We start from the raw sequence: 2,581 nt of genomic DNA, 5'->3' as shown, positions 1-2,581 counted from the left end.
TGCAGCCCAACCAAACAGGGGTGTAAAGGTTGAAAGTGGCTTGTGTTCAGTGAGGTAGCGTTATCATCCATCAGCCCCTGTTGGTGTTGGGTGAACTCAACAAGCTGAAAACAACGTAACGGTCAGTTTTCGTGCGACAAACAGCACGTCTCGACAAGTCAGGCCGTTTGGCTCGTTAGTCGGCTTCGGTTGACAGGCCAAACGCCCCGGTTGGCACTTTTGGGTGTCTATGCGGGTTGGCCTGCGACAGAGGAAGCGCCACTGAAAGGCAGCAAATTTTACCGATGAAAGATTATAAGCTCCGAAAAGAGGATATTAAGGTTTTGACTGATTTTCCCGGTGGCTGTTTGGCCAGCGACAAGATTGTGGTTGAGGGCTTGCCAGTTGGCTATATGTATCGAGAAGAATCAGACGTAGCTCAGGATAACGGATGGCGATTCTTTTCGGGAACCGAATCAGAGGAGTACATTAACGATGCTCAAAACATAGCTTATTATTCAGTCAATACCATTGCCAACTATGACCCAAGCATTCTCCCATATTTAGAGTCGCCAGTTGGGAGTGAATTTTTGCGGGTGGTGGGTAGTGATAAGTTTGAGCGTGTTGAAGAATAAATAGTCGTTAGGGCAACTTTCGGGTGACAGGATGCTCGCTGGTTGGGAAGCCGGACAGCCCAACCAAACGAGGGTGTAAAGGTTGACGCTTGTTCGCGTTCAGTCACCTTGCTCGCTCATCCATCAGCCCTCGCGGGCGTTGGGTGGAGCAGCCAAAAAGCTGAAAAATAGCGTAATGGGCAGGTTTCGGCCGACACAAGACGCATCTCGGACAATGAGCTTTTAGGTTTTCATTCCGGCTCCGTGTGACACGAGAAGCGCCCCGACAAGTGAGACTCAGGTTTGCAGGTTAGCATCCGTGTGACAGCCAGCATAGCTCGAAAGCCTGAGCTTTATTAGTTATATTCGTTATGAGTTTACAGTAATTTTAATACTACGATATGACAAATCCCACACTTATCGACACTTCAGTAGAGGATAAAATAAAAGAGGAGCTTGCAGCTTCCGTCCAATCAAAACGAAAAAGAATATTTTCTAAAATATTTGGAGCTGCACTTGGAAGTATCCCTTGGGTAGGCGGATTTCTAAGTGCGATGACCGACTTTAAATCTGATGAGGGGCAGGTAAAAAACAATGAATTATATGAGCAATGGCTGAGTGAACATACCAAAAAAATGAGATTATTAGGTGAAACATTGGTTGATGTCGCAAAAAGACTCGATGATTTCCCAGAAGAAATTAATGAACGCTTAGAAAGCGAAGAGTATTTGGACATAGTACGGAAATCGTTTAGAAGTTGGGATAATGCGGATACTTTTGACAAGAGAGAATTAATCAGAAAGCTACTGACCAACGCGGGAGCACATCAACTTGTCCCAGATGATTTAATCCGGCTATTTTTAGATTGGATTAATCTGTATCATGAAATTCATTTTGCTGTTATTAAAGTAATTTATCAAAATCCTGGTGTAACTCGTTATGACATTTGGCATGAACTTAATGGAACATCCGTTAGAGAAAATTCTTTAGAAGCTGACCTATTCAAACTGCTAATTCGAGATTTGAGTATGGGTAGTGTGATTCGGCAGCATATACAGACTGATTATTACGGGAATTTCATGAAGAAACCGAAAGCAAATCATTCTTCAGCTTCAAATACAATGAAGTCAGCATTTGATGACCAAGAACAATATGAATTAACAGAGCTGGGGAAACAATTTGTACACTATACGATGAATGAAGTTGTAAGGAAAATTGGACAATAACGGCACAATCATTTATGAGAAACATTTTTGAAGAAAGATTGCTTAGGACAGCTAAACAAATTGTTGGTTCTCATGACCGTGATTTGTTCGCAGAAAACATTGAAAGTCGCATGTATGAGTCAAATAAAATTGACACTCCTTATTTAGATAAAGGAAGGACAACAGTATCAATTCAAGAAGAGGTGATAAGTTTTCACAATGCACCACCAGGTATATCTTTTACTCCGGGGCAAACAATGGAAGTTGCTTATTTTCAAGTACCGATAGTAGGGGATTTAGAATTATTTGCGGCATTAGTTGCAAATCAATTTTACAATAGACAAGTAAAATACGTTGATGGTAGAACTCTTTACTATAGAGAGTATTCCACAAAATTAATTACTGGAAATACCGAAGTGATTGATTCTATTAAACAAAGAGCAAAAAGAGAAATCGATAACATACAAGCAGCATTAGATGAATTTAAAAAGACTGCCGACGAGTTTAACGAAGGAGACTTAAAACAAACCATTTCAAATTACGTGAGCAAAGAAAGAGAAAGAAGAAGTAAAAAGTCAAATTCTGAGAACCAGTTAAATCCTTTCGGTTGAAGCAAACACCATCAACAAGTTTTGTCCAAATTAAATGTATTTATAGACCTGTGAATTAACTTGTAATGAAGCCTATGTCCTTTTTTTGGAAGAAGGCCTGCACCAGCTTTGGATTTTCTTCCAAGCGTTTGATTTGTTCCAGAACCGCTATGGTCAGTTCGTCTAAGTTGGT

Annotated in this window: 3 protein-coding genes; all 3 read left to right on the top strand. The window is 40.7% G+C overall.

Going from position 1 to position 2,581, the window contains the following annotated elements; translation table 11 throughout:
* Positions 1-284: 284 nt before the first annotated feature.
* The gene (locus tag B153_RS0130830; RefSeq protein WP_020600612.1) at positions 285-614 is read left to right on the top strand and encodes a DUF2185 domain-containing protein; all 330 of its coding nucleotides are present in this window, start codon (positions 285-287) and stop codon (positions 612-614) included.
* Positions 615-994: 380 nt separating this feature from the next.
* Positions 995-1,819, top strand: a complete 825-nt coding sequence (locus tag B153_RS0130825; protein WP_020600611.1) for a hypothetical protein — start codon at positions 995-997, stop codon at positions 1,817-1,819.
* A 14-nt stretch (positions 1,820-1,833) separates the two neighbouring features.
* Complete coding sequence (locus B153_RS0130820) at positions 1,834-2,409, top strand: hypothetical protein (protein ID WP_020600610.1); 576 nt, start codon at positions 1,834-1,836, stop codon at positions 2,407-2,409.
* The last annotated feature ends 172 nt before the right edge of the window (positions 2,410-2,581 follow it).

This window comes from Spirosoma panaciterrae DSM 21099 (assembly GCF_000374025.1).
Taxonomy (GTDB): Bacteria; Bacteroidota; Bacteroidia; order Cytophagales; family Spirosomataceae; genus Spirosoma; species Spirosoma panaciterrae.
The sequence above is the reverse complement of the archived record's forward strand: the minus strand, read 5'-3'. Positions and strand labels throughout refer to the sequence as shown.